Source organism: Streptomyces sp. NPDC107559 (assembly GCF_055657365.1).
Window position 1 is genome coordinate 617,705 of sequence record NZ_JBVKBD010000001.1, and the last position, 18,707, is coordinate 636,411.

Consider the following 18,707-nt stretch of genomic DNA (forward strand, 5'->3'; position numbering starts at 1 on the left):
CCTACAGAGCCGGCCCATGACTCAGACACCCACCGCTCGCACCCCTGCTCAGGGCCAGGCGAGAGCACAGTTCACCGTTCCCGCGCAGCACCCCATGGTGACCGTACTGGGATCCGGCGACTCCCTGTTGCGCGTGATCGAGAAGGCCTTCCCGGCGGCCGACATCCACGTCCGGGGCAATGAGATCAGCGCCGTCGGCGACGGGCGTGAAGTCGCCCTCGTACAGCGCCTGTTCGACGAGATGATGCTGGTGCTCCGCACCGGGCAGCCGATGACGGAGGACGCAGTGGAACGCTCGATCGCCATGCTGAGGGCGAGCGAGAACGGGACGAGCGACGGCCAGGAGACCCCGGCCGAGGTGCTGACGCAGAACATCCTGTCCTCGCGAGGCCGCACGATCCGCCCCAAGACCCTCAACCAGAAGCGGTACGTCGACGCGATCGACAAGCACACGATCGTCTTCGGTATCGGTCCCGCGGGTACCGGCAAGACCTATCTCGCCATGGCGAAGGCGGTGCAGGCCCTGCAGTCCAAGCAGGTCAACCGCATCATCCTGACCCGCCCCGCGGTGGAGGCCGGCGAACGCCTCGGCTTTCTGCCCGGCACGCTGTACGAGAAGATCGACCCGTATCTGCGTCCGCTGTACGACGCGCTGCACGACATGCTCGACCCGGACTCGATCCCGAGGCTGATGGCCGCGGGGACGATCGAGGTCGCGCCGCTGGCCTACATGCGCGGCCGCACGCTCAACGACGCCTTCATCATCCTGGACGAGGCCCAGAACACGAGCCCCGAGCAGATGAAGATGTTCCTCACCCGGCTCGGCTTCGACTCGAAGATCGTGATCACGGGTGACGTGACCCAGGTCGACCTTCCCAACGGGACCAAGTCCGGCCTGCGGCAGGTGCAGGACATCCTGGAGGGTCTGGACGACGTCCACTTCTCCCGGCTGTCGTCCCAGGATGTCGTCCGGCACAGGCTGGTCGGCCGTATCGTCGACGCGTACGAGAAGTACGACAGCGAGAACGGTACGGAGAACGGCACCCACAAGGGCGGCCGCACCAAACGGAAGTAGACAAGTCAGCACCATGTCGATCGACGTCAACAACGAGTCCGGAACCGAGGTCGACGAGCAGGCGATCCTCGACATCGCCCGCTACGCGCTCGCGCGGATGCGCATCCACCCGCTCTCCGAGCTCTCGGTGATCGTCGTGGACGCCGACGCCATGGAGCAGCTGCACATCCAGTGGATGGACCTGCCGGGGCCCACGGACGTCATGTCCTTCCCGATGGACGAGCTGCGTCCGCCGTCGAAGGACGACGACGAGCCCCCGCAGGGCCTCCTCGGTGACATCGTGCTCTGCCCCGAGGTCGCCGAACGCCAGGGCAAGGAGGCGCCCACGGAGCACTCCATGGACGAGGAGCTCCAGCTGCTCACCGTCCACGGCGTGCTGCACCTGCTGGGCTACGACCACGAGGAGCCCGACGAGAAGGCCGAGATGTTCGGCCTCCAGGCGGCCATCGTGGACGGCTGGCGTGCGGAGAACGGCCTGACCGGCCCGTCTCCGGCTCCCACCGTTTCATGAGTGGGCCACTCGTCCTCGGCGCGATCGCGCTGATCGTCGTCGCCTGGCTCGCCGCCTGCGCGGAGGCGGGCCTGGCACGCGTGTCCAGCTTCCGCGCCGAGGAGGCGGTGAAGTCCGGCCGGCGCGGCAGCGCGAAGCTGTCCCAGGTCGCCGCCGACCCCACCCGCTACCTCAACGTGGCGCTGCTGGTCCGCGTCGTCTGCGAGATGGCGGCCGCCGCGCTGGTCGCCTACGGCAGCCTGAAGGAGTTCGGCAGCACCGCCGAGGCCCTGCTGGTCGCCATCGGGGTCATGGTCCTCGTGTCGTACGTCGCCGTCGGCGTCTCGCCGCGCACCATCGGCCGCCAGCACCCCCTGAACACCGCGACGGCGGCGGCGTACGTGCTGCTGCCGCTCGCGCGGATCATGGGCCCGATCCCCTCGCTGCTGATCCTCATCGGCAACGCGCTCACCCCCGGCAAGGGCTTCCGGCGCGGCCCGTTCGCCTCCGAGGCCGAACTGCGCGCACTGGTCGACCTCGCCGAGAAGGAGTCCCTGATCGAGGACGACGAGCGCCGCATGGTGCACTCGGTCTTCGAACTGGGCGACACGCTCGTGCGGGAGGTGATGGTCCCGCGCACCGACCTCGTCGTCATCGAGCGCTTCAAGACCATCCGGCAGGCCCTCACCCTCGCCCTGCGGTCCGGCTTCTCGCGCATCCCCGTCACGGGCGAGAGCGAGGACGACATCGTCGGGATCGTGTACCTGAAGGACCTGGTCCGCAAGACGCACATCAGCCGGGACGCGGAGAGCGAGCTGGTCTCGACGGCCATGCGGCCCGCCGCCTTCGTCCCCGACACCAAGAACGCCGGCGACCTGCTGCGCGAGATGCAGCAGGACCGCAACCACGTCGCCGTCGTCATCGACGAGTACGGAGGCACGGCCGGCATCGTCACCATCGAGGACATCCTGGAGGAGATCGTCGGCGAGATCACCGACGAGTACGACCGGGAGATCCCGCCGGTGGTGGAGCTGGGCGAGGACCGCCACCGGGTCAGCGCCCGCCTGGACATCACCGACCTCGGCGAGCTGTACGGCCTGGAGGAGTACGACGACGAGGACGTGGAGACCGTCGGCGGACTGCTGGCCAAGGCGCTGGGCCGGGTGCCCATCGCCGGGGCGTCGGCGGCGGTCGAACTCCCCGACGGCCGTGCGCTGCGGCTGACCGCGGAGGCCTCCGCCGGCCGCCGGAACAAGATCGTGACGGTTCTGGTGGAGCCGGTGGGCCTTGCCGGACCGGGCGACGAGAAGGAGACGAAGCCGGAGTGACCCCCCAGGAGCTGCGCGCCCTGTGCCTGTCCTTCAACGCCACCGTGGAGGACTTCCCGTTCAACCCGGAGACCTCCGTCTTCAAGGTCCTGGGCAAGATGTTCGCCCTGTCGAACCTGGACGCGCGGCCCCTGACGGTCAACCTCAAGTGCGACCCGGAGGACGCCGTCCGGCTGCGGGACGAGCACCCCGCACTGATCGTCCCCGGGTACCACATGAACAAGCGCCACTGGAACACCGTGACGGCCGACGGGGAGCTTTCCGACCGGCTGGTCGGGGAGCTCGTCGAGGACTCCTACGACCTGGTGGTGGCGGGCCTGCCCAGAGCGCAGCGGCTGCGCCTGGACCGGCCGTGATCCCTGCCCGGCTCGTCGTCGGCGGTCCGGCTCTTCGTATGCTCGGGGCATGACCGACAGCAACGCGCTCGACCCCGAGGACCGCAAGATCGTCACCCTGGCCCGGTCCGCCCGCGCCCGCAACGGTGTGCCCGAGGGGGCGGCCGTGCGCGACGAGACCGGCCGTACGTATGTGGCAGGCACCGTCGATCTCGACTCCCTGAAGCTGAGCGCCCTCCAGACGGCGGTGGCCATGGCGGTGGCGTCCGGCGCGAAGTCGCTGGAGGCGGCGGCGGTGGTGACCGAGGCGCAGTCCGCGTCCGCGCAGGACCTGGCGGCGGTACGGGACCTGGGCGGACCCGGGACGCCGGTACTGGTGGCCGCACCGGACGGCACGGTCGGCGCGACCGTCGCCGCGGGCTGAGCACCTCCGCCGTGGCGGGCCGAGGAGCGGTCCGGAATCCGCCCTTGCCGTTCCTCGGCCCGTACGCATCAATGAAGTCGCTGAGCCGGCCGTCGGAGCCGGCCGCGGAGTTCCCGCCGAGCCCGGACGCTGCCCGCCGGCACCAAAACTGATACTGCGTCAGTTTCCTTGTCGCGTCTCCATTGACTTCTCACGCGACCTGCACATCAATGGCCCCCTGTCGGCGCAGACGAGCCGCTGCGCCCGCATCCCTCGGAGGGGGCAAGCATGGGTCCAGAACCCCGGAGATCCCTATGGCGCCGGTGGGCGTCGCTGCTCGGGGCGACCGCGCTCGCGGTCACCGCGGGCGGCGCACTCGCCTGTCCGGCCGGAGCCGCGTCCACGAACGTGGACTTCGCCGCGCACTGCATCCCGCCCGCGATCGCGGGCCTCCCGCCGATCGACGGCACCACCACCGCGAACATCGCGGTGGACAACGCCAACCCCAAGGTCGGCGACACCGTCACCGTCACCTACACGGTGGTCACGGCCGCCGCGAGCAACCCCACCGATCTCGCCCTGCCGGCCGACATCATGACGCCGACCGGCAAGGTCACCCTCGGCGGGGCACAGACGGGCAGCGTCACGGTCGCCGGGCCGAAGAAGAACGACCCGGTACCGGGCCGGGGTGCCTTCCCGTCGTTCTCCATGACCGGCACGTTCACGGTCACCGCGCCCGGCGCGATCACGCTCTCGCCCGGCGACTACAACATCCACACCAGCTACATCCTGGAGCTGGACACCCCCTGCACGGTCATCACCCCGCCCGCGCCGGTCTCCGAGACCGTCACCGCGACGGACGTGAGCCAGCCCAACACCCGTGCCATCACGCTCGGTTCGGCCTCCGGCAACCCCGGTGACAGCGTCACCGTCACCGGCAGCAACTTCACCCCGGGCGCGAGCGTCACCCTGGCTGGCCGGGCCGGGACCGCCCAGACCGCGGACACGGCGACCGTGACCGCGAACGCCCAGGGCGCCTTCAGCGGCGCGCTCGTCGTCAACGACCGGACGACCACCGGGGTCGTGGCGTACGAGGGCGGCGCGTGGAGCTCGGACAAGGGGGCGGGACCCGCCGCCTATGTCGTCGTCGACAACACGCCCGTACCCGAGGGCAGTCAGAAGCTGACCACCACGGTCCGGGCGGGGACGCTGTCCATGTCCCAGGCCGGGGACGCGGTGCAGCTGTCGGCGGTCGACTTCGGCCAGGGCGGCGCCTCGGCCGGATCCCTCCGGACGGTGACCGTCAAGGACTTCCGCGGCGGACCCGCGGGCTGGTCCCTGACCGGCAAGGTCACCGACTTCACCGGACCCGGCGCCAAGATCGACGCCGGCAGGCTGAGCTGGACCCCCGCCTGCGCCACCAAGGCGGGCAGCCCGAGCACCTGCCAGGCCGGTTCGGCGGGCACGGTGGGCACCTCGGGAGCGACGCTGGCCGCCACCCCCGACTCCGCGCTCACCGGCGGAGAGTTCACCGTGGACGCCCGGCTGTCGCTGGACGTACCGGCGTTCACCCCGCCGGGCACGTACTCCGGGATCCTCACGCTGACGCTCACCTGACCGCACCCTTCCGAGGACGGGCGCCCCACCACGGGTCCGCACCCGCCCGTCCCGCCTCGGCAAGGTCCACCCGGCCGGTCCCGTCCACGTCGGCCGGTCCCGTCCGGTCGGTCCACCCCGGCCGGTCCCGTCCGGTCGGTCCACCCCGGCCGGTCCCGTCCGGCGGCTCGTCCGTCCGGCGGCTCGTCCGGCTCGGCTCGATCACCTCAGCGGGGGTCCGCACCCATGCGCAAGCCGCACCTGCACCTGCCTCCGGCCCCACGTCCGGCCGCCGTGCTCCCGGCGTCACGTCCGTCCCCGGCGCTGTACCCGGCACTGGCACTGGCCCTGCTCGTGGGCCTCCTCCTCGCCGTCACGGCCGCCCCCGCGCGCGCCGCCGACAACGGCAGCTGGTCCGTCTACCCGGCCTCCCCGGCCGCCGCGGCCCGCCCCTACTTCTACGTCTCCGCCGATCCGGGCCAGACGATCGAGGACAAGGTCGTCGTCGCCAACAGGACCGGCGCGCCCCTGACCTTCCGCCTCTACGCGGCCGACGCCTACAACACCGCCCGCGACGGAGGCTTCGCCGTGCGGACGCTGAAGGAGCGGATGCGGGGTGTGGGCGCCTGGGCGAAGCCGGCCCGCGGCCGGGTCACCGTGCCCGCCCACGGCTCGGTCACCGTGCCCGTCACGCTGACGGTGCCCCGGGACGCCGAACCGGGCGACCACCCCGGCGCCATCGTGGCGCTCGACGAACGCGTCGACGCCGGTTCCGGATCGCTCGCCGTCGGGGTGCAGCGGGCCGTCGGCGCGCGGGTCTACCTGCGGGTGAGCGGCCCCGCCCTGCCCGCGATCTCCGTCGAGGACGTCCGGATCAGCCACCACCAGCCCCTCGTGCCCGGCCTCGGCGCCGGCACGGCGACGATCTCCTACACCCTGCGCAACACCGGCAACGTCACCCTCGACCCGAAGGTGCAGCTGACGGTCCGGGGCCTGTTCGGGCGTACGCTCCTCAGCCGCGCGCTGACCAGGATCCCCGCCGAGCTGCTGCCGGGGCAGCGCGTGCGGCTCAGCGAGCCCTGGCACGGCTCGCCCCAGTTCGACCGGGGCGAGGTCACCCTGACGGCCAGCGCCCAGGGCACCCGGGAATCGGCGAGCGCGTCGTTCCTCGCGCTGCCGTGGCTGCTGGTGGCGGTGGCGTTCGCCGCCGGAGTCGTCGGCGGGGTGCTGCTGGTCAGAGTGCGTCGGGGCCGCGCTCGCCGGTCCGTACCCGCACGACCGTCTCGACCGGCGTCGCCCACACCTTCCCGTCGCCGATCTTCCCCGTCCGTGCCGCGTTGACGACGGCGTCGATGACGGCGTCGGACTCGGCGTCGTCGACGACGACCTCGATCCGGACCTTGGGCACCAGGTCCACCCGGTACTCGGCGCCCCGGTACACCTCCGTGTGTCCGCGCTGGCGGCCGTAGCCGCTGGCCTCGGTGACGGTCAGACCGTGCACACCGAGCTCCTGCAGAGCGGTCTTGACCTCGTCGAGACGGTAGGGCTTGACGATCGCGGTGATGAGCTTCATGCCTGGGGCTTGACCTTCTGCGCGGAGGGGAGGGCGGAGTGGCCGACCGGGGCGCCGTGGCCCAGGACCCCGTGATCGTAAGCCGTCTCGGCGTGCACCGTAAGGTCCAGGCCGGTGTGCTCCTGCTCCTCGCTCGCCCGGAACCCGAGCAGCCGGTCCAGCAGCCTGCCGATGCCGTACGTCACCGTGAACGCGTACGCCGCCACGGCCGCGACGGCCACCGCCTGCCGGCCGAGCAGCCCGAGCCCGCCGCCGTCCAGCAGGCCCGTGGCGCCGCCGGTCATCCGCGAGGTGGCGAACACACCGATGAGCAGGGTGCCGGTGACTCCGCCGACCAGGTGGACCCCGACGACGTCGAGGGAGTCGTCGTAGTCGAACCGGAACTTCCAGCTCACGGCGTACGAGCAGACGACACCGGCGGCGAGGCCGACGGCCAGCGCGCCGAGCAGCGAGACCGAACCGCAGGAGGGGGTGATCGCGACCAGGCCCGCGACCGCGCCGGAGGCGGCGCCCAGGGTGGTGGGGTGGCCGTCGCGCCGCTGCTCCACGAAGAGCCAGCCGAGCAGACCGGTGGAGCCGGCGACCAGGGTGTTGAGGAGGACGGCGGCGGCCAGGCCGTCGGCCTTCAGCGCCGAGCCCGCGTTGAAGCCGAACCAGCCGAACCACAGGAGACCGGCGCCCAGCATGACCATCGGGAGGTTGTGCGGGCGCATCGCGTCCTTCTTGAAGCCCAGCCGGGGGCCGAGCACCAGACACAGCGCGAGGCCGGACGCACCGGAGGCGATCTCGACCGGGAGCCCGCCGGCGAAGTCGAGGGCGCCGAGGTGCTGCACGATCCAGCCGCCGGGGCCCCACACCCAGTGGGCTATGGGTACGTATACGAGCAGCGCCCAGACGGGGACGAACACCAGCCACGCCCCGAACTTCACCCGGTCCGCGACCGCGCCGCTGATCAGCGCGGCCGTGACGATCGCGAAGGTGAGCTGGAAGGTGGCGAAGAGCAGGGTCGGCACGCTCCCGTGGACGCTGTCGGGGCCCAGGTCCGCCATGCCGAGGTGGCCGAGCCCGCCGATGAGCCCGCCCGCGACGTCGTCGCCGAAGGCGAGCGAGTAGCCGGCGACCAGCCACACCACCGTGACCAGGGCTATCGACACAAAGCTCATCATCAGCATGTTCAGGACACTCTTGGTGCGGACCATGCCGCCGTAGAAGAGGGCCAGACCGGGGGTCATCAGCAGGACGAGGGCGGTGGCGGCGAGCAGCCAGGCGGTGTCGCCGGTGTCGAGGCGCCCTTCGGCGAGAGGGGCGGAGAGGGGCGCGGCCAGGGTCACGGTGTCTCCAACGGGATGGGGGCTCGTCAGAGGTTCACCGGTGGGCGTTTCCGGTTGTGCACAGGGGTGTTTCGGCAGAGTTTCCTGTTGCCGGGAGGTTTCCGGGAGCTCACCGTCGGGGGGAGCCTGGCGCTGCGTGCAGCCGGGGTTCGTGGATCAGGGAGAATGGGCCTCATGAGCGTTCGTACCCCGTCACCCGAACAGTCGGCCGAGGCCGCCCACCGCGCCGGCTTCGCCTGCTTCGTGGGCCGCCCCAACGCGGGCAAGTCCACCCTCACGAATGCTCTGGTCGGCCAGAAGGTGGCGATCACGGCGAACCAGCCGCAGACCACGCGGCACACGGTGCGCGGCATCGTGCACCGGCCGGACGCCCAGCTGATCCTGGTGGACACCCCCGGCCTGCACAAGCCGCGCACCCTGCTCGGCGAGCGGCTCAACGACGTCGTGCGCACCACCTGGGCCGAGGTCGACGTGATCGGCTTCTGTCTGCCGGCGAACGAGAAGCTCGGTCCCGGCGACCGCTTCATCGCAAAGGAACTGGCGTCGATCAAGAAGACGCCGAAGATCGCGATCGTCACCAAGACCGACCTGGTCGACGGCAAGGCGCTGGCCGAGCAGCTCATCGCGATCGACCAGCTCGGCGCGGAGCTCGGCTTCGAGTGGGCCGAGATCATCCCCGTGTCGGCGGTCGCCGACCAGCAGGTCGACCTGCTCGCCGACCTCATCGTCCCGCTGCTGCCGGAGGGGCCCGCGCTCTACCCCGAGGGCGACCTGACGGACGAGCCCGAGCAGGTGATGGTGGCGGAGCTGATCCGCGAGGCCGCGCTGGAGGGCGTACGGGACGAGCTTCCGCACTCCATCGCCGTGGTCGTGGAGGAGATGCTCCCGCGCGAGGACCGCCCCGCCGACAAGCCCCTCCTCGACATCCACGCCTTCGTCTACATCGAGCGCCCCAGCCAGAAGGGGATCATCATCGGCCCCAAGGGCAAGCGGCTGAAGGAGGTCGGCATCAAGTCCCGCAAGCAGATCGAGGCGCTGCTGGGCACGCCGGTCTTCCTCGACCTGCATGTGAAGGTGGCGAAGGACTGGCAGCGCGACCCCAGGCAGCTGCGCAAGCTCGGCTTCTGAGCCCGGCGGCGGCAGGCCCGACGGGCCCGGTGGGCTCATCGGGCCGGGCCGGGCCGCCTCGCCCCAGCCATCCCGGTGCGCCCCGGCTCAGTCCACCCCGCGGATCCGTCCCACCAGCACCGCCCCGGCCAGCCCGATCAGCGCCGCCAGCGCGTACAGCATCCGGTAGCCGCCCAGGTACGTCACGACCGGCGCCGCCAGCACCGGGGCCGCGACCTGGGGCAGGGCGTTGGCGATGTTGATGACGCCCAGGTCCTTGCCGCGGTCCAGGGCCTTCGGCAGGACGTCGGTCATCAGGGCGAAGTCGACGGAGGTGAAGACACCGAAGCCGATGCCGAGGACGGCCGCGGCGGCGATCGCGCCGGGCCAGGTCTGCCAGCAGGCCAGCGCCGCCGTCGCCACCGCCATCAGGATGCCGGACCAGATCACGAACGGCTTGCGGCGGCCCAGCCGGTCCGACCACACCCCGCCCACCACGACGGTGGCGAGGAGCGTGATCCCGTTCACCGCCGTGAGGACGAGGACCCCCTGCTCGGGGTCGTCGAGGTGCAGCCGGTCCCGCAGGTAGTAGAGCAGGTACAGCAGCACGAGCGCGTTGCTGAGGTTGATCAGGAAGCGGGTCAGCCAGGCCCACGCCAGGTCCGGGTGCTCGCGCGGACTCAGCCGGAACGAGGCGAGGAACGCCCGCCCCGACCAGGGCGGCCGCGCCGACGCCGGCAGCCGCAGGTCCGCGTGGCGCAGGACGTACGGCAGGACGCCCACCAGGGTGAACACCGCGCACGCCGCGTACCCGCCGCCGGTGCCCCCGGCCACCGTCGCCAGCCCCGTGCCGCCGACCACGCCGAGGATCTGCGCCGCGCCCAGCCAGCCGCCCACGCTGCCGCGCTGGAGCCGCGGCACCCGGTCCGGGACGGCCGCGGTGACCGCGGCGAACGCGGCGTTCAGGGTGAGCTGGACCAGGCACCAGCCCGCCGCCATCGTCCACACCCCGCCCGCGCCCGCGAGGAGCAGCAGGGACAGCGCGCCGCCGGCCGCCCCGGCCACGATCCACGGCGTACGGCGGCCCCACCGCGCGGTCGTCCGGTCGGACAGCGCGCCGAAGAGCGGGTTGGCGACCAGCGAGACCACCGCGCCCGCACCCGTCACCCAGGCCAGCATCGTCTCCTTGGACATGCCGGAGCCGGGCGCGAAGTCCTCCGCCTGGGAGGCGAGGAGGATCTGGAGCGGGCCGTACCAGCCCACCCAGATCGCCCCGTTGGCGAGGCAGAGCGCCGAGGTCCAGCCCCGGCCCACCCGCTCGGCCGGTTCGGCGAGGGCGGAGACGGGCACGGGCACGGCCGGTTCGGCCGCGGTCATCTCTGCGCCCGCAGGACGTCCCGCAGCCAGTGGTACGAGGCCTTCGGGGTGCGCTCCAGGGTGTCGTAGTCGACGTGCACGAGGCCGAAGCGGCGCGCGTACCCCTCCGCCCACTCGAAGTTGTCCATCAACGACCAGACGAAATAGCCGCGTACGTCGACGCCCTGCGCCAACGCCGCGTGCAGCGCCCGGACATGACCGTCCAGGAAGGCGATCCGCTCCTGGTCGTCGAGGCCTTCGTACGAGCAGCCGTTCTCGGTGATGACCACGGGCGGGAGCCGGTCGCCGTAGCGCTCGCGGAAGCCGGTGAGCAGCTCGGTGAGCCCCTCGGGCACCACCGCCCAGCCGAAGTCGGTGACCGGGTATCCCTCCAGTTCCTTGACGGTGAAGGGCAGTTCGGCGGGCAGGGTCAGTCCGCCGAACTCGATCTCCGAGCCCTCGGGCGCGCCCACCCTGGTCGGCTGGTAGTAGTTGATCCCGTACCAGTCGACCGGCTCTCCGATGATCTTCAGGTCCGCCTCGACGTCACCGGGCATCAGCTCGGCGATGCCGTCGGGGTAGCGGCCCAGCAGGACGGGGTCGGCGAAGAGCCGGTTGAGCAGGAGGTCGTAGAAGTCGGCCGCCGCCACGTCCTCGTCGCGGTCCGAGGCCGCCCAGGTCGGGCCGTGCGAGTTGGCGATCCCGAGGTCGTCCGCCCCGGCCGCGCGCAGCGCCCGTACGGCCAGACCGTGGGCGAGGAGCTGGTGGTGGGCCGCCGGCAGGGCGTCGAACATGAGCTGCCTGCCGGGGGCGTGCGCGCCGAGCGCGTGGCCGAGCAGGGTGTGTTCGGCGGGCTCGTTGAGAGTGATCCACTTCTTGACCCGGTCGCCGAGGCGTCCGGCGACGACCGAGGTGTACTCGGCGAACCGTTCGGCGGTGTCCCGGTCCAGCCAGTCCAGCTCCGCGGGCAGGTCCCAGTGGAACAGGGTCGGCACGGGCCGTACGCCCGCCGCGCACAGGGCGTCGACCAGGCGGTCGTAGAAGTCGAGGCCGCCGGGGGAGTTCACCCGCGGCCAGGAGACCGAGAAGCGGTACGCGTCCACGCCGAGGTCCTGGAGGAGGGCCACGTCCTCGGGGTAGCGGTGGAAGTGGTCGCAGGCCACCGCCGCCGTCGAGCCGTCCTTGATGTGTCCGGGACCGGCGCTGAAGGCGTCCCACACGGACGGCCCGCGCTGGTCCACGGCGCCCTCGATCTGATGGGCCGAGGTCGACACCCCCCACAGGAAGCCGTCGGGGAAGCGGGGCATCGGGTGCGCGGCAGCGCGCGCTTGAGTCGCCATGCGCCGGATCATCGGTACCGCCGGTAACCGAAGTCAACGGTCCTGCGCGAACCGCGGCCGGGACAAGTCCCTAAGCTCCTTCCTTCAGGACCCGGGAGACGAGCGTGCGCTGCTCCTCGGTCAGCCGGGGGTCGGCCGCGTACACCGTCCGGCCGTCCACCGTGATCTCGTAGCGGAAGCCGTCCGGGACCCCGGTGGGCGGCACGCCCCGGCCGGCGGCCAGTGCCTTCTCTGCCAGGGCATGCCACTCGGGCGCGTCGGGCCGCCCCGAGGTGTCCACCTCGGCGACCCGCTCGATGCCCGCGAACCCGCCCGTGCGCCTGATCCGAATACGCATGGGTCTGTGTCTAGTACGGAATCAGAGCGTGCGCACCCCGACCTGTTCCCAGGCCTTCAGCACGGCCTGGAGTTCCTCGCCCGCGCCGTAACGGGCCCGCGCCGCGGCCGCGGTGAGCGTGGCGAAGTCGGCGAACAGCGCGTCCGTCTTCAGTTCGCCGCCGGTCAGCACGTCGTACCAGACCTGTCCGGCCCGCTCCCAGGCGTGCCCGCCGAGCGCGGTGGCGGCGAGGTAGAAGGCGTGGTTGGGGATGCCGGAGTTGATGTGGACGCCGCCGTTGTCGCGGCCGGTGCGCACGAAGCCGTCCATCGTCGCGGGCTGCGGGTCCTTGCCGAGGACGTCGTCGTCGTACGCCGTGCCCGGAGCCTTCATCGAGCGCAGCGCGGTGCCGGTGACGCGGGGGGCGAGCAGGCCCGCGCCGATCAGCCAGTCGGCCTCGGCGGCGGTCTGGCCGAGCGTGTACTGCTTGATCAGCGAGCCGAAGACGTCCGACAGCGACTCGTTGAGGGCGCCGGACTGGTCGAAGTAGGCGAGGTTGGCGGTGTACTGGGTGACGCCGTGGGTGAGTTCGTGGCCGATGACGTCCACCGGGAGGGTGAAGTCGAGGAAGATCTCGCCGTCACCGTCGCCGAACACCATCTGCTCGCCGTTCCAGAAGGCGTTGTTGTAGTCCCGGTCGTAGTGCACGGTCGCGTCCAGCGGCAGTCCGGCGCCGTCGATCGAGTCGCGCCCGTAGGCACTGAGGTACAGCTCGAAGGTGGCGCCCAGACCTGCGTACGCGCGGTTGACGGTGGCGTCCTTGACGGCCCGGCCGTCCTCGCCGCGGACCTTGTGGCCGGGCAGGTCCGTGTGGTGGCGGGCGTCGTAGAGGGTGCGGTGCGGCTTGCCGGTCGCGGCCGGTGCGGCGACGGCCGGGGCGCCCACCACGGTGGTCAGCCGGCGGCGGGTGCGCTCCAGGGCGTCGTGCTCCAGGGAGCGGCGGGCGGGACCGGAGAGCGCGGGGTCCTCGTGCTGCGCGAGCTTGTCGAGGACATGCGGCGGGACGATCGTGCAGAAGACGGGCTCGGAGCCCCCGTGTGTCGTCATGCCCGGCACCTTGGCACCGTGTTGTCCGGATGTCACTACCCGCAACCATGATTGGTGAAATACAGGGACAAACAACCTCGTCTTGGTCACGGAGTGGTATGAGACACCTTTTTGTCCGTTTCATTCCATACGTCCATCCGGTCCCGCATACTGGAACACCCCCGCGCCATCGGTGCGGCTCGGCTAGGCTGCGCAGCATCATGCGTTTCGGGCTGCTTCTCCTTAGCTGCCGCGGCGAGGGCCTGTAGTCGAGGCCGACCCCCTCCCCGCGGAGCTTGGCGTTGCGTCGTCGGCCGTCCTGTAGGACACCTTCACGAGGAGCCCACGCCACCATGGCCAACCGCCAGCAGCCCAGTTCCATGCCGATCCACAAGTACGGCCAGTACGAGCAGGTCGACATCCCGGACCGCACCTGGCCGGGGAAGCGGATCACCGCAGCGCCCCGTTGGCTCTCCACCGACCTGCGCGACGGCAACCAGTCCCTGATCGACCCCATGTCGCCCGAGCGCAAGCGCCGGATGTTCGACCAGCTGGTCAAGATGGGCTACAAGGAGATCGAGGTCGGCTTCCCGGCCTCCGGGCAGACCGACTTCGACTTCGTGCGCTCGATCATCGAGGAAGAGGGCGCGATCCCGGACGACGTGACGATCTCCGTACTGACCCAGGCCCGCGAGGACCTGATCGAGCGGACGGTGGAGTCCCTGAAGGGCGCCAAGCGCGCCACCGTCCACCTGTACAACGCCACCGCCCCGGTCTTCCGCCGGGTCGTCTTCCGCGGCTCCAAGGAAGAGATCAAGCAGATCGCCGTCGACGGCACCCGGCTGGTCGTGGAGTACGCCGAGAAGCTGCTGGGCCCCGAGACGGAGTTCGGCTACCAGTACAGCCCCGAGATCTTCACCGACACCGAGCTGGACTTCGCGCTGGAGGTCTGCGAGGCGGTCATGGACGTCTACCAGCCCGGCCCGGGCCGCGAGATCATCCTGAACCTGCCCGCCACGGTCGAGCGCTCCACCCCCTCCACGCACGCGGACCGCTTCGAGTGGATGCACCGCAACCTCTCCCGCCGTGAGCACGTGTGCCTGTCGGTCCACCCGCACAACGACCGCGGCACCGCCGTCGCCGCCGCCGAGCTGGCCCTGATGGCCGGCGCCGACCGCGTCGAGGGCTGCCTGTTCGGCCAGGGCGAGCGCACCGGCAACGTCGACCTGGTCACCCTGGGCATGAACCTGTTCTCCCAGGGCGTCGACCCGCAGATCGACTTCTCCGACATCGACGAGATCCGTCGTACGTGGGAGTACTGCAACCAGATGGAGGTCCACCCGCGCCACCCGTACGTGGGCGACCTGGTCTACACGTCCTTCTCCGGCTCCCACCAGGACGCCATCAAGAAGGGCTTCGACGCGATGGAGGACGAGGCGAAGGCCAAGGGCGTCACCGTCGACGACATCGAGTGGGCGGTCCCGTACCTGCCCATCGACCCCAAGGACGTCGGCCGCTCCTACGAGGCCGTCATCCGCGTCAACTCCCAGTCCGGCAAGGGCGGTATCGCCTACGTCCTGAAGAACGACCACAAGCTGGACCTGCCGCGCCGGATGCAGATCGAGTTCTCGAAGCTCATCCAGGCGAAGACGGACGCCGAGGGCGGCGAGGTCACCCCGAAGGACATCTGGGCGGCCTTCGAGGACGAGTACCTGCCCAACCCGGAGAACCCCTGGGGCCGCTTCCAGGTCCGCACGGGTCAGTCGACGACCGACACCGACGGCGTGGACACGCTGACCGTGGAGGCGACCGTCGACGGCGAGGACACCGTCCTGACCGGCTCCGGCAACGGTCCGATCTCGGCCTTCTTCAACGCGCTGGAGTCGATCGGCGTCGACGTACGCCTGCTGGACTACCAGGAGCACACGATGAGCGAGGGCGCCTCCGCCCAGGCCGCCTCGTACATCGAGTGCGCGATCGGCGACAAGGTGCTGTGGGGCATCGGCATCGACGCGAACACGACGCGTGCCTCGCTGAAGGCGGTCGTCTCGGCCGTCAACCGCGCGACCCGCTGACACCGCCTCCGACGAGGCCCTTCCGGTGCCCCGACCGCCCGCCCGGGCGGGCGGGGCACCGTCGTGTACCGGCCATCCGACCGAGGAGGTCACGGACAGGTCTCGTACGGGGTACTGACGCGACCTCACCGATGTGGCTAACATCACGCAAGCGCGGCGATGTTGCCGCGGGGTTACGGAGGTGCGACGTGCTGCCAGTCCGGGGACAAGACGGCCGTGCCACCAGGTTTGCGCGCATCCTGGGCACCCGCACCTCATGGACACCCGTCGGCGACGGCGAGTTCTTCTGTCCCGGCTGCGGAGGCGACCGCAACTACCAGCGGCTGACCGGCCGCCGGCGCTTCACCCTGCTCGGCGTGCCCGTGCTGCCGCGCGGCGAGACCGGACCGGTCGTCGAGTGCGCGGCCTGCCGCCGCCACTTCGGCGCCGACGTCCTGGACCACCCGACCACCACCCGCTTCTCCGCCATGCTGCGCGACGCCGTGCACACCGTCGCCCTCGCCGTCCTGGCCGCCGGCGGCACCTGCGCCCCCGCGTCCCTGGAGGCGGCCGCGGCCACGGTCCGCGCGGCCGGCTTCGAGGACTGCACACGGGACCAGCTCGGCGCCCTCGTCGAGGCCCTGGCCGCGGACACCGGGCGCGTGATCGGCCCGCCCTGCGGGGCCGGCCTCGCCATAGAGCTGCACGAGGCCCTGGACCCGCTCACCCCGCACCTCGCCGCCGTCGGCCGCGAGTCGATCCTGCTGCAGGGCGCCCGCATCGCCCTGGCCGACGGCCCCTACACCCCCGCCGAACGCGACGTCCTGGTCACCGTGGGCGCGGCCCTGGCGATCTGCACGGACGACGTCACCCGCCTGCTGGCGGCAGCGGCCAGGACACCGTCGTAGGACGCCGTACTCCCCGGGGAGTAACGGCGGCCCCGGGCCACCCGACGCAGTAGGTCCCGGCTCGCTCCCGCGCCGGACGAAAACCGCTCCCCGCCCCGGAAGTCTGGACGACGTCAGCAGACGACCGGACCGGAGGGAGCCCTGTCCATGGGGGCCTTGGAGACACGTACGCGGACACGGCGGCGGGCCGTGCCCTGGGCGGTGCTAGCACTGTGGATCGGGCTGCTCGCGGCCGTCGCCCCGTTCGCGGCGAAACTCGCCGACGTGCAGCACGACCGGGTCACCGACTACTTGCCGGCGAGCGCCGATTCCACCCGGGTGGCCAGGATCCAGGACCGGCTGCCGGGCGGCGAGACCACCGAACTGGTGCTGGTCTACCACCGCGACGGCGGACTCACCGCGGCCGACCGGGCCCGCGCCGGGGAGCAGATCGCGCGGATCGCCGGGCAGCACACACTGACCGCGACCCCGCGGGGCGTGCCCTCCGCGGACGGCACCACCCTGATGTACCCCGTCGCCAGCAACGAGCCCGGCACCGACGAGGACGCGCGCAACGCCCTCGTGGATGACGTGCGCGCGGTCGCGCGAGGCACGGACGGGCTGAGCGTCCAGGTCGGCGGTCCTGGCGCACTCGCCACGGACGCCGCGGGGGTCTACGCATCACTCGGCGGGCCGCTGCTCTACACGACCGTCGCCGTCGTGGCCCTCCTGCTGATCCTCATCTACCGCAGCCCCGTGCTGTGGCTGCTGCCGCTCGTCGTCGCGGGCGTCGCCGACTTCCTGTCCACGGGCATCGCCTACGGACTCCATCAGGTCTTCGGCACGACGGTTTCGGGACAGAGCTCCGGCGTCATGACCATCCTCGTCTTCGGCGCGGGCACCGACTACGCGCTGCTGCTCGTCTCCCGCTACCGCGAGGAGCTACGGCGCCACGAGCGTCCCCACGACGCCATGCTGGCCGCCCTGCGCGGCTGCGGGCCCGCCGTGCTCGCCTCCTGCGCGACGGTCGCCGCCGGACTGCTGTGCCTGCTCGCGGCCGACCTCAACAGCAGCCGCGGAATGGGCCCGCTCGGCACGGTGGGCGTGCTGTGCGCGCTCGTGGCGATGCTGACGCTCCTGCCCGCGCTCCTCGTGCTGCTGGGGCGCCACGTGTTCTGGCCGCTCGTGCCCGCCTACGGCAGCACGCCCAAGGTGCGCCGGTCGCTGTTCGCCGCGATGGGCAGCTCGGCGGGCCGGCGTCCGCTGACCGTCCTGGCCGGCGGCGCCGCCCTGCTCGGCGCGCTCGCCCTGGGTGCGCTGAACCTGCCCGGCGGGCTCAAGCAGACGGACACCTTCGTCGACCGGCCCGAGTCGGTCACCGCCCTCCAGACCCTGGCCCGCGCCTTCCCCGAGCGGTCCAGCCAGCCCATCACCGTCATCACCCCGGCCGGCCGCGCCGACGCGACGCTGGGCACCGTCCGCGCCGTCCGGGGCGTCGACAGCGCCGAGCCGGGACGTACCGGGGACGGCTGGACCGAGATCTCCGTCATCGCGCGGGGCACCCCCCAGTCGGCGGCCGAGACCCGCACCATCGAGGACCTGAGGCACGCCCTGCCCGGCTCCTACGTCGGCGGCCCCAGCGCCCAGCAGCTGGACCTCGTCGACACCAACGCCCGCGACCGGCTGGTCGTCGTACCGATCGTCCTCGTCTCGGTGCTGCTGATCCTGGTCCTGCTGCTGCGTTCGCTCGTCGCGCCGCTGATGCTGGTCGCCGCGGTCGTCGCGGTGTGGGGTGCGGCGCTCGGCATCGGCGGGCTGGTGTTCGGGCCGCTGTTCGGCTTCGGCGGCACGGACCCGGGGCTCGGGCTGCTGTCCTTCGTGTTCCTGGTGGCGCTCGGTGTCGACTACGGCATCTTCCTCATGCACCGGATGCGGGAGGAGTCCAGGCGCGGCGCGGAACCCTCGGCCGCCGCGCTGACCGCGCTGCGCACCACGGGCGGGGTCATCGCCTCGGCGGGACTGGTCCTCGCCGCGACCTTCGCGGTGCTGACCAACATGGGGCTGGTGCAGCTCGTCGAGCTGGGCTTCGTCATCGCGGTCGGTGTGCTGCTGGACACCTTCCTCGTGCGGACCTATCTGGTGACCAGCGCGAGCGTGGCACTGGGACGGAAGGTGTGGTGGCCGGGCCCGCTGTCGCGGACACCCGCACCGGTACGGACCGAGCGGCAGCCGGAGCCCGTGTGACGGAATCCGTGTGACGGAGCCCGCGCGACATCGGGGCGCCTCTCCCTGCCGGAGGGGCGCCCTCCTACCGGAAGATGAACCCGTGCATCCCGACCATTCCGTGCAACCCGCTCAGCCCGTGCCGTCCGTGCCGTCCGCGCGGACGGCACAGGCCGTCACCGTGACACCGCCCCGCCGGATCGAGCG

General features: G+C 71.7%; 17 protein-coding genes. 11 read left to right on the forward strand and 6 right to left on the reverse strand.

Annotated elements, in window-relative coordinates:
• Positions 1 to 16 precede the first annotated feature (16 nt).
• From ACZ7OY_RS02530 to ACZ7OY_RS02560, 7 genes are all read left to right on the forward strand, one after another.
• Positions 17 to 1,075: a PhoH family protein gene (locus ACZ7OY_RS02530; protein WP_152884144.1), complete on the forward strand. Its 1,059-nt coding sequence runs from the start codon at positions 17 to 19 to the stop codon at positions 1,073 to 1,075.
• Positions 1,076 to 1,088: 13 nt separating this feature from the next.
• On the forward strand, positions 1,089 to 1,586 hold the full coding sequence (ybeY, locus tag ACZ7OY_RS02535; RefSeq protein ID WP_384722683.1) for an rRNA maturation RNase YbeY: 498 nt from the start codon (positions 1,089 to 1,091) through the stop codon (positions 1,584 to 1,586).
• Entirely contained in the window at positions 1,583 to 2,893 is a 1,311-nt protein-coding gene (locus ACZ7OY_RS02540) for a hemolysin family protein (protein WP_471909659.1), read from the forward strand. Before ybeY ends, ACZ7OY_RS02540 begins: the two co-directional genes overlap by 4 nt.
• Entirely contained in the window at positions 2,890 to 3,249 is a 360-nt protein-coding gene (locus ACZ7OY_RS02545) for an MmcQ/YjbR family DNA-binding protein (RefSeq protein ID WP_351601765.1), read from the forward strand. The genes ACZ7OY_RS02540 and ACZ7OY_RS02545 overlap by 4 nt, the downstream gene beginning before the upstream one ends.
• Before the next feature lie 49 nt (positions 3,250 to 3,298).
• Positions 3,299 to 3,652 carry a cytidine deaminase gene (locus ACZ7OY_RS02550; RefSeq protein ID WP_471909660.1) on the forward strand — a complete coding sequence of 118 codons (354 nt, stop codon included), beginning with the start codon at positions 3,299 to 3,301 and terminating at the stop codon, positions 3,650 to 3,652.
• Between the two features lie 267 nt (positions 3,653 to 3,919).
• On the forward strand, positions 3,920 to 5,248 hold the full coding sequence (locus tag ACZ7OY_RS02555) for a beta-xylosidase (RefSeq protein WP_471909661.1): 1,329 nt from the start codon (positions 3,920 to 3,922) through the stop codon (positions 5,246 to 5,248).
• 225 nt (positions 5,249 to 5,473) lie between these two features.
• Positions 5,474 to 6,568 (forward strand): DUF916 domain-containing protein, encoded by a 1,095-nt coding sequence (locus ACZ7OY_RS02560; RefSeq protein WP_471909662.1) that lies wholly within the window; start codon positions 5,474 to 5,476, stop codon positions 6,566 to 6,568.
• Here the strand turns inward: ACZ7OY_RS02560 and ACZ7OY_RS02565 are convergent.
• Complete coding sequence (locus tag ACZ7OY_RS02565) at positions 6,462 to 6,800, reverse strand: P-II family nitrogen regulator (RefSeq protein ID WP_152884130.1); 339 nt, start codon at positions 6,798 to 6,800, stop codon at positions 6,462 to 6,464. The two genes, ACZ7OY_RS02560 and ACZ7OY_RS02565, sit on opposite strands and share 107 nt — an antisense overlap.
• On the reverse strand, positions 6,797 to 8,131 hold the full coding sequence (locus ACZ7OY_RS02570) for an ammonium transporter (RefSeq protein ID WP_471909663.1): 1,335 nt from the start codon (positions 8,129 to 8,131) through the stop codon (positions 6,797 to 6,799). The genes ACZ7OY_RS02565 and ACZ7OY_RS02570 overlap by 4 nt, the downstream gene beginning before the upstream one ends.
• 165 nt (positions 8,132 to 8,296) lie before the next feature.
• Here ACZ7OY_RS02570 and era point away from each other — a divergent pair, with 165 nt between their 5' ends.
• Entirely contained in the window at positions 8,297 to 9,259 is a 963-nt protein-coding gene (era, locus tag ACZ7OY_RS02575) for a GTPase Era (RefSeq protein ID WP_351601750.1), read from the forward strand.
• 87 nt (positions 9,260 to 9,346) lie between these two features.
• Here the strand turns inward: era and ACZ7OY_RS02580 are convergent, their stop codons facing one another.
• Genes ACZ7OY_RS02580 through ACZ7OY_RS02595 form a run of 4 tightly spaced genes read right to left on the reverse strand, consistent with a single transcriptional unit; the run spans position 9,347 to position 13,357 of the window.
• Positions 9,347 to 10,615, reverse strand: a complete 1,269-nt coding sequence (locus ACZ7OY_RS02580; protein WP_471909664.1) for an MFS transporter — start codon at positions 10,613 to 10,615, stop codon at positions 9,347 to 9,349.
• Positions 10,612 to 11,946 carry a GH1 family beta-glucosidase gene (locus tag ACZ7OY_RS02585; protein WP_471909665.1) on the reverse strand — a complete coding sequence of 445 codons (1,335 nt, stop codon included), beginning with the start codon at positions 11,944 to 11,946 and terminating at the stop codon, positions 10,612 to 10,614. The genes ACZ7OY_RS02580 and ACZ7OY_RS02585 overlap by 4 nt, the downstream gene beginning before the upstream one ends.
• Positions 11,947 to 12,004: 58 nt before the next feature.
• Complete coding sequence (locus ACZ7OY_RS02590; RefSeq protein ID WP_384722711.1) at positions 12,005 to 12,271, reverse strand: protealysin inhibitor emfourin; 267 nt, start codon at positions 12,269 to 12,271, stop codon at positions 12,005 to 12,007.
• Positions 12,272 to 12,292: 21 nt separating this feature from the next.
• Positions 12,293 to 13,357 (reverse strand): M4 family metallopeptidase, encoded by a 1,065-nt coding sequence (locus ACZ7OY_RS02595; RefSeq protein ID WP_471909666.1) that lies wholly within the window; start codon positions 13,355 to 13,357, stop codon positions 12,293 to 12,295.
• A gap of 332 nt (positions 13,358 to 13,689) precedes the next feature.
• Here ACZ7OY_RS02595 and leuA point away from each other — a divergent pair, with 332 nt between their 5' ends.
• The 3 genes from leuA (at position 13,690) to ACZ7OY_RS02610 (ending at position 18,521) form a co-directional block, all read left to right on the forward strand.
• On the forward strand, positions 13,690 to 15,411 hold the full coding sequence (leuA, locus tag ACZ7OY_RS02600) for a 2-isopropylmalate synthase (RefSeq protein ID WP_471909667.1): 1,722 nt from the start codon (positions 13,690 to 13,692) through the stop codon (positions 15,409 to 15,411).
• Positions 15,412 to 15,599: 188 nt separating this feature from the next.
• Positions 15,600 to 16,298 carry a TerB family tellurite resistance protein gene (locus ACZ7OY_RS02605; protein WP_471909668.1) on the forward strand — a complete coding sequence of 233 codons (699 nt, stop codon included), beginning with the start codon at positions 15,600 to 15,602 and terminating at the stop codon, positions 16,296 to 16,298.
• Between the two features lie 147 nt (positions 16,299 to 16,445).
• Entirely contained in the window at positions 16,446 to 18,521 is a 2,076-nt protein-coding gene (locus ACZ7OY_RS02610; RefSeq protein WP_471909669.1) for an MMPL family transporter, read from the forward strand.
• The last annotated feature ends 186 nt before the right edge of the window (positions 18,522 to 18,707 follow it).

Bases quoted from the DNA above. Each gene is read 5' to 3' on its own strand.
- ACZ7OY_RS02530 (WP_152884144.1), top strand. From the start codon at position 17: ATGACTCAGACACCCACCGCTCGCACCCCTGCTCAGGGCCAGGCGAGA.
- ybeY (WP_384722683.1), top strand. From the start codon at position 1,089: ATGTCGATCGACGTCAACAACGAGTCCGGAACCGAGGTCGACGAGCAG.
- ACZ7OY_RS02540 (WP_471909659.1), top strand. From the start codon at position 1,583: ATGAGTGGGCCACTCGTCCTCGGCGCGATCGCGCTGATCGTCGTCGCC.
- ACZ7OY_RS02550 (WP_471909660.1), top strand. From the start codon at position 3,299: ATGACCGACAGCAACGCGCTCGACCCCGAGGACCGCAAGATCGTCACC.
- ACZ7OY_RS02555 (WP_471909661.1), top strand. From the start codon at position 3,920: ATGGGTCCAGAACCCCGGAGATCCCTATGGCGCCGGTGGGCGTCGCTG.
- ACZ7OY_RS02560 (WP_471909662.1), top strand. From the start codon at position 5,474: ATGCGCAAGCCGCACCTGCACCTGCCTCCGGCCCCACGTCCGGCCGCC.
- ACZ7OY_RS02565 (WP_152884130.1), bottom strand. From the start codon at position 6,800: ATGAAGCTCATCACCGCGATCGTCAAGCCCTACCGTCTCGACGAGGTC.
- era (WP_351601750.1), top strand. From the start codon at position 8,297: ATGGGCCTCATGAGCGTTCGTACCCCGTCACCCGAACAGTCGGCCGAG.
- ACZ7OY_RS02580 (WP_471909664.1), bottom strand. From the start codon at position 10,615: ATGACCGCGGCCGAACCGGCCGTGCCCGTGCCCGTCTCCGCCCTCGCC.
- ACZ7OY_RS02585 (WP_471909665.1), bottom strand. From the start codon at position 11,946: ATGATCCGGCGCATGGCGACTCAAGCGCGCGCTGCCGCGCACCCGATG.
- ACZ7OY_RS02590 (WP_384722711.1), bottom strand. From the start codon at position 12,271: ATGCGTATTCGGATCAGGCGCACGGGCGGGTTCGCGGGCATCGAGCGG.
- ACZ7OY_RS02595 (WP_471909666.1), bottom strand. From the start codon at position 13,357: ATGACGACACACGGGGGCTCCGAGCCCGTCTTCTGCACGATCGTCCCG.
- leuA (WP_471909667.1), top strand. From the start codon at position 13,690: ATGGCCAACCGCCAGCAGCCCAGTTCCATGCCGATCCACAAGTACGGC.
- ACZ7OY_RS02610 (WP_471909669.1), top strand. From the start codon at position 16,446: ATGGGGGCCTTGGAGACACGTACGCGGACACGGCGGCGGGCCGTGCCC.